5 protein-coding genes and 1 pseudogene are annotated in these 6441 nt (G+C 71.3%); 3 read left to right on the top strand and 3 right to left on the bottom strand.

Annotation, left to right across the window (positions count from 1 at the left end):
* The 3 genes and pseudogenes from FF100_RS36425 to FF100_RS36415 all read left to right on the top strand — a co-directional run.
* A pseudogene (locus FF100_RS36425) lies at positions 1 to 208 on the top strand (IS5-like element ISMpo5 family transposase); the annotation flags it as partial.
* Between the two features lie 405 nt (positions 209 to 613).
* Positions 614 to 1396, top strand: a complete 783-nt coding sequence (locus tag FF100_RS36420) for a SapC family protein (protein ID WP_139040878.1) — start codon at positions 614 to 616, stop codon at positions 1394 to 1396.
* Positions 1396 to 2010 (top strand): invasion associated locus B family protein, encoded by a 615-nt coding sequence (locus FF100_RS36415; protein ID WP_246102794.1) that lies wholly within the window; start codon positions 1396 to 1398, stop codon positions 2008 to 2010. The genes FF100_RS36420 and FF100_RS36415 overlap by 1 nt, the downstream gene beginning before the upstream one ends.
* Positions 2011 to 2130: 120 nt before the next feature.
* On the opposite strand, the gene glgX is transcribed toward FF100_RS36415, so the two are convergent.
* The 3 genes from glgX to FF100_RS36400 all read right to left on the bottom strand — a co-directional run bounded on the left by glgX (position 2131) and on the right by FF100_RS36400 (position 6048).
* Positions 2131 to 4215: a glycogen debranching protein GlgX gene (gene glgX, locus FF100_RS36410; protein WP_139040877.1), complete on the bottom strand. Its 2085-nt coding sequence runs from the start codon at positions 4213 to 4215 to the stop codon at positions 2131 to 2133.
* 84 nt (positions 4216 to 4299) lie between these two features.
* A complete protein-coding gene (dusA, locus tag FF100_RS36405; RefSeq protein ID WP_139040876.1) occupies positions 4300 to 5313 on the bottom strand; it encodes a tRNA dihydrouridine(20/20a) synthase DusA in 1014 nt (337 codons plus the stop codon).
* A 63-nt stretch (positions 5314 to 5376) separates the two neighbouring features.
* On the bottom strand, positions 5377 to 6048 hold the full coding sequence (locus FF100_RS36400) for an urease accessory protein UreE (RefSeq protein WP_139040875.1): 672 nt from the start codon (positions 6046 to 6048) through the stop codon (positions 5377 to 5379).
* Positions 6049 to 6441 lie beyond the last annotated feature (393 nt).

Raw genomic sequence — 6441 nt, 5'->3', positions numbered from 1 at the left:
CTCCACCCGTGAGGCGCAGGCCACGGGCTTCCAGCCGCTGCCGCTGCGCTGGCGGATCGAGGCGACGTTCGGCACGCTCTCGACGCGCTACCGCCGCCTGACCCGCCACTGGGAGCACAGCCCAGCGGCGGCCGAGGACAGCATCAGTATCGCCAATTGCCATAGGCTCATGCAGGCCTATGAGCGGCACCAATACAGCTCTTCATAGTCAAACAGGCTCTGAGAGCGTCCGCGAACTACACTCTCACCTATCTCGGAGCCGACCTCACCATCACCCAGCCGACCGCAAGCTCTGTCCAGGGCGGCATCGCCGCAACCGAAGCCAGTTTCGCAAGTACGGTTCAGAGCCTCCCCAATAACGCTCAGACGCCATCCGTCCTCCTGCCGCAACCCGTGCGGAGCGTTGTGCAAACCGCGGCGCAGCCGGTCACCGACCCGCGGTTCGACAAGACGGTCGTCTGCCTCATGGCCGGCGGATGCTTCATCGTTCCGCCCGTGACGCCGCCCGCCGCGCCGCTCGGCTCGACGATCCGGCCCCAGGCCAGCGCTACCCCCGTTGCCCCCTGACGGGCACGATCCATCCCACCTTCCGGACACAACCGTCGAAAGTCGCATGAGCGCCCTGCCCCTGTTCTACCGCTCGGTCGTCCCCCTCGACCGTGACGCCCACCGTGCCTGGCACCTCGCCCAGCCGCAGCGCTTCGCCTTCGCCAGGGCCAGCCACCTCGTCCCGGCACTGGCCGAGGAGATCGGCGCCGCCTGCCGCCACCTGCCCGTCGTCTTCCTGCCCGAGAGCCTCGGCCCCGTGCCGGTCTTCCTCGTCGGCGCCGCCCCGGGACACTGCGCCCTCATCGACGATCAGGGCACCTGGACCGGCCGCTACCTGCCCGCCTATCTGCGCCGCTACCCGTTCATCCTGGGCGAGAGCGAGGGCACCGAGCCCCTGGCCTGCATCGACGCCGAGAGCGACCTGCTCCATCGCCACGGCGCCGCCGAGCCGGCGGAGGCGAATGCAGCGAGCCTGCCGCTCTTCACCGAGGACGGGCAGGAGACGCCGCTGCTGCGGGAGCGGATCCGCCTCGTCGCCGACTACGCCGAGGCCGCCCGGCGCACCGCCGCCTTCGGGCGCCTTTTGCAGGATCTCAAGCTGCTGCGCGCCCTCACCATCCAGGTGCAGCACCCGCTCAGCGGCGAGAGCCACACCCTGCACGGCGCGCTCGGCGTCGACGAGGCCGCCCTGGCCGCCCTGCCGGAGGAGGCCTTCGCCCGACTGCGCCGCGAGGGCTGGCTGGCGATGATCTACGCCCACCTCGTCAGCCTGCAGGCCGTTGCCGACTTCCTCGTGCCCAGCCTCCCCGCCCCCGCGGCGCCCGCCACCCTGACCGATGCCGCCTGATGCTCCGTTCTTTCCTGCCCCCCTCGTGCGACATGCGCCTCGCCCTGCCTTCGGTGCTCATCACCTCAGGCCTGCTCGCCGGCCTCGCCGGCGCGCCGGCGGTCGCGCAATCCCCCAAATCCAAGCCGGCCGCCGAGGCTGCGCCGACGGTCCCGGCCGAGCCCGGGCTGACGACCGCGACCTACGGCGACTGGATCCTGCGCTGCCAGCGGCTGAGTGGGGAGGCCCCCAGCCGGGTCTGCGAGGTGTCGCAGACCATCCAGGCGCAAGGCCAGGCGGCACCCGTGGCGCAGATCGCGATCGGCCGCCTGCCCGGGCAGGACGGCCTGCGCATGACGGTGCTGCTGCCGGCCAATGTCAGCTTCCCGTCGAGCGTACGGGTGGCGGAGGGCAAGGACGCCAAGAACGGCCTCGACCTGGCATGGCGGCGATGCATCCCCGGCGCGTGCGTGGCGGATGGCGCCGCCGCAGACGCGGTGCTGAGCGGCTGGCGCAAGGCCGAGGAGGCAGGCCGGATCGCGTTCAAGGATGCGGACGGGCGGGAGGTGGCAGTCTCGCTGTCCCTGCGCGGCCTCGGCCCGGCGCTGGATGCCCTCGGCAAGGAGAAGATCTGAGCTCCTGAACCGCCTCTGGCCTCCCGGAGGCTCCGACCTCTGATCCCCTGGCGCCTCGGCATCGACACGTCGATGCCGAGGCGCCAGGGGATGACTGGATCGATCCGGGGGCCGCGTGCGCTAGGCGACGTCCCGCGCCAGAACCAGGAGCGCCCGTCCGGGCAGCCGCAGGCTGCCACCCGCCTGCACCACCTCCCGCCCGACCGGTCGTCCATCCACCGCCGTCGTATCGAATAGCGGCGTCCACGGCCCGCCGATGACCGCGGCGATCCGGAAATCCAGCGCCCCCTCCCCCGCATTGGCGAGGACCAGGAGCCGCCGCCCGTCCGGCGCATCGTTGCCGATCTGCATGCCGAAGGCCCGGCGCTCGCCGTCGCCCCAGGCCGCATCGTCCATCTCGGCGCCGCAGGGCGAGAGCCAGTGGACGTCCTTCAGGTCCCCCGGCGCCACGGTCTCGCCGGTCAGGAACTTGCGACGGCGCAGCGCCCGGTGCTCGCGGCGCAGCGCCAGGAGGTTCCTCACGAACCCGGTCAGGGCCGGATCGCCGCCGTCATCCGCCCAGTCGACCCAGGAGATGGGATTGTCCTGGCAATAGGCGTTGTTGTTGCCGCCTTGGCTGCGCGAGCGCTCGTCGCCCATCAGGAGCATCGGCACGCCCTGGGCGAGCAGGATCGTGGCGAGCAGGTTGCGCTTCTGGCGCGCGCGCATCGACAGGATCGCCGGATCGTCGGTCGGGCCCTCGACGCCGTAATTGCGCGAGACGTTGTGGCCGTGGCCGTCGCGGTTGCCCTCGCCGTTGGCCTCGTTGTGCTTCTCCTCGTAGGCGACGACGTCGGCGAGCGTGTAGCCGTCGTGGGAGGCGATGAAGTTGACGCTGGCGCCAGGCCCCCGGCCGGAGGCGGAAAAAATCTCCTTCGAGCCGGTGAGCCCTTGCGTCAGCTTCGGCAACTGGCCGGAATCACCCCGCCAGAAACCGCGGGCCGCGTCGCGGAACTGGTCGTTCCAGTCGCTCCAGCCGACGGGGAAGCCGCCGAGCTGGTAGCCGCCCATGCCGATGTCCCACGGCTCGGCGATGAGCTTGACCCGCGACAGGACCGGGTCCTGCGCCATCGCCTGCAGCACCGCGGCGCGCGGCGTGAAATCGTAGGGGGAGCGGGCGAGGCTGGATGCGAGATCGAAGCGGAAGCCGTCGATGCGGTAGGCCTCGACCCAGTGGCGCAGGGAATCCAGCACCATCTGCATCACCCGCGGCACCGCCACGTCGAGGGTGTTGCCGCAGCCGGTGCAATCGATGTCGCGGCGGGGATCCTCGGGCTGGAGCTTGTAGTAGCTCGCATTGTCGATGCCGCGGAACGACAGGCTCGGGCCGGTATGGTCGGCCTCGCAGGTGTGGTTGTAGACCACGTCGATCAGCACCTCGATGCCGGCGGCGTGGAGCTGGCGGATCGCGCTCTTCAGGCCGGCGGTGCCCGCGGGACCGAGATAGCGCGGCTCCGGCGAGAAGTAGTTGAGCGGCGAGTAGCCCCAGAAATTGGTCAGGTCTTTTTCGACCAGGAAACGGTCGTCGACGAAGGCCTGGATCGGCAGGAGCTCGATCGCCGTGACCCCGAGGCGCACGAGGTGATCGACGATCGCCGGATGGCCCAGAGCCGCGTAGGTGCCGCGCCAGGGCAGGGGCACGCCCGGATGCGTCTGGGTCAGGGCCCGGACATGGGCCTCGTAGATCACGCTGTCGACCAGCGGATGACGGAGCGGCGGATCGTCGTGGACCGGCGCCTCGGGCGCCGTCACCACGCCCTTCGGCATCATCGGAGCGCTGTCGCGCCGGTCGAGCACGTCCTCGCGATGGCTGCCGCGGCGATAGGGATAGAGCGCGTCGTGCCAGCGCACCCGGCCGTGGATCTCGCGGGCATAGGGGTCGAGGAGGAGCTTGTGCGGGTTGAAGCGGTGGCCCCGCCCCGGCTCCCAGGGGCCGTGGACCCGGTAGCCGTAGAGCTGCCCCGGCAGCACGCCCGAGAGGTGGCCGTGCCAGACGTCGTCGGTGCGCCGCGGCAGCCGGACCACCTCGGTCTGCACCCGTCCGGTGGGGTCGAACAGGCACAGGTCCACCGCGGTGGCATGGGCGGAGAAGAGCGCAAAATTGACTCCGCGCCCGTCGAAATGGGCGCCGAGCGGCGCAGGCGCCCCGTCATCGAGTGCGATCATCCGGTCCGCCATTCCCTCGCGCGAATTCGGAGCCGACCATGCCCGCGGACCAGCCGGCTGCCAAGCTGACGGAAGGTTCGGTCCTCAGGCCGCTTCGCTCGCCGGCTCGCGGGAGACGAAACCCACCGCCTCGCGCAGGGTGTGCAGGCCGGCATCCGGCCGCGTGCCGGCGACCGAGAGGTGGCGGCGATACGGCCGCGCCCCCGGCCTCCCGTTGAACAGGCCGAGCATGTGCCGGGTCATCGCGTGCAGGCGAAGCCCCTCCTCGAGCCGTTTCGCGATGTAGGGCTCGTAGGCCTCAATCGCCGCGAACGGGTCGGCCACCGGTGCCGGCGCGCCGAACAGCTCCGGATCGACGCCCAGCAGCAGGGCCGGCTCGGCATAGGCGGCACGGCCGAGCATGACCCCGTCGAGGGCGAGACCGTCCACCGGCTCCAGCGCGGCCCTGGCGGTCGCGAGGTCCTGCAGGCCGCCGTTGAGGGCGACGGGCAAATCGGGATTCGCGGCCTTGAGCCGATGGACCCGGCCGTAATCGAGGGGCGGGATGTCGCGGTTTTCCTTCGGCGACAGGCCCTTCAACCACGCCTTGCGGGCATGCACGATCAGCGCGTCGACGCCAGCGGCCCGCACTGACGCGGTCAGCGCGTCGAGCGCCGCCTCGGGATCCTGATCGTCGACGCCGATGCGGCACTTCACCGTCACCAGCACCGAGACGGCAGCCTTCATGGCAGCGACGCAGTCGCCGACCAAAGCCGGCTCGCGCATCAGGCAGGCGCCGAAGCGCCCGTCCTGCACTCGGTCGGACGGGCAGCCGACATTGAGGTTCACCTCGCGGTAGCCGAACGCCTCCGCGATGCGGGCGGCGGCCGCGAGATCGCCCGGATCCGACCCGCCGAGCTGGATCGCCACCGGGTGCTCCAGGGCATCGAAGCCGATCAGCCGCTCCCGCGGCCCGTGCAGCACCGCGCCGGTCGTCACCATCTCGGTGTAGAGCAGGGCGCGGGCCGAGAGGGTGCGGTGGAAGGCCCGGCAATGGCGGTCAGTCCAGTCCATCATGGGCGCAATCGAGAAGCGCCAGGGCGAGGGCGTGTCGGTCATGGTCGTCAGGTGGTGATCCGCCCGGCCTTGTCCATGCCGAGCCCATCGAGGGTGGGGAACGGGTCAGTGACCGTGCTTGCAGTTCGGGCCGTGGACGTGACCGTGATCATGCACGTGGTGGTCATGCGCGTGGTGGTCATGCGCGTGGTGGTCATGCGCGTGGGCGTGCTGATGGGGATGGCCATGATCATGATGGTCATGATCATGATGGTCGTGGCCGTGATGCCCGTGGTCGTGAGCATGATGCTCGTGCCCCTGGTGCGCATGGCCGTGGTGATGGTCATGCCCGCAGGTGCTGTGGTCGTGCGCCTCCACCTCCTTCTCCGGGCGGAACGGGCGCTGGAGCGCCGTGGCGGTGCAGCCCTGGCCACGGATCAGCTCGGCCACCACCGGATCGTCGAGGACGTAGACGGCGTCCGCCGTCACCTCGGCCTGGACGTGGTTGCTGCCGAGCTGCCAGGCGAGGCGGGTCAGGCGGACCGGGTTCTCGGCCTTGACCGCGAGCAGCGCCTGCGGGGCGGCGAGGATGCGCACCAGCTTGCCGTCGTCCAGGCGCACCGCGTCGCCGTCCTCGAGCGTGGTCTCGCGGTCGAGATCGAGCCGGAAGGCGAGGCCGCCCCGCGCGGTCAGCTCGGCGCTGCGGCGCGAGCGGGCGGCGTGGTCGAGGGCGACCTCGTCGGCGACGGCGTCGGGGCGAACGGCGGCTTTGCGGACGATGGTGGTGGCGCGCTGCATCGGCGGAGGGTTCCTCGCGGGTCTGGCGCTCCGTGTAGAGCATTTGCCGGGCGTGCGGCAGGCCCCTGCCTCCGGCCCGGTGTGGCCCCGCTGCCGCACCTTAACGGTTCGTTTCCCAGCCAGGCCCGCGCCGGGGAACCATCGCACGGCCAAGCTCATTTGGCGTTAAGCTGCGGCACGGCTAAGCTGGGAGGCAGCGGCGCGGGCATGAGGCCCAGGGCCAGAGACCGCGACACGCACGAGGGGATCACACCATGAAGAAGCTCATCGCCGCTACGCTCGCCGGCGCCCTGGCGCTCTCGGTCGGCGCCTGCAACACCCCCGGCGACCGCGCCGCCGGCGGCGCCGCCCTCGGCGGCCTGACCGGCGCGGCGATCGGCGCGGCGGCCACGG

Source organism: Methylobacterium terricola (assembly GCF_006151805.1).
Lineage (GTDB): Bacteria > Pseudomonadota > Alphaproteobacteria > Rhizobiales > Beijerinckiaceae > Methylobacterium > Methylobacterium terricola.
This window is presented reverse-complemented; position numbering and strand designations above follow the sequence as displayed.

What these genes read in the sequence shown, in the direction of transcription:
- FF100_RS36420 (WP_139040878.1), top strand. Translation starts at nt 614, where the DNA reads ATGAGCGCCCTGCCCCTGTTCTACCGCTCGGTCGTCCCCCTCGACCGT.
- FF100_RS36415 (WP_246102794.1), top strand. Translation starts at nt 1,396, where the DNA reads ATGCTCCGTTCTTTCCTGCCCCCCTCGTGCGACATGCGCCTCGCCCTG.
- glgX (WP_139040877.1), bottom strand. Translation starts at nt 4,215, where the DNA reads ATGATCGCACTCGATGACGGGGCGCCTGCGCCGCTCGGCGCCCATTTC.
- dusA (WP_139040876.1), bottom strand. Translation starts at nt 5,313, where the DNA reads ATGACCGACACGCCCTCGCCCTGGCGCTTCTCGATTGCGCCCATGATG.
- FF100_RS36400 (WP_139040875.1), bottom strand. Translation starts at nt 6,048, where the DNA reads ATGCAGCGCGCCACCACCATCGTCCGCAAAGCCGCCGTTCGCCCCGAC.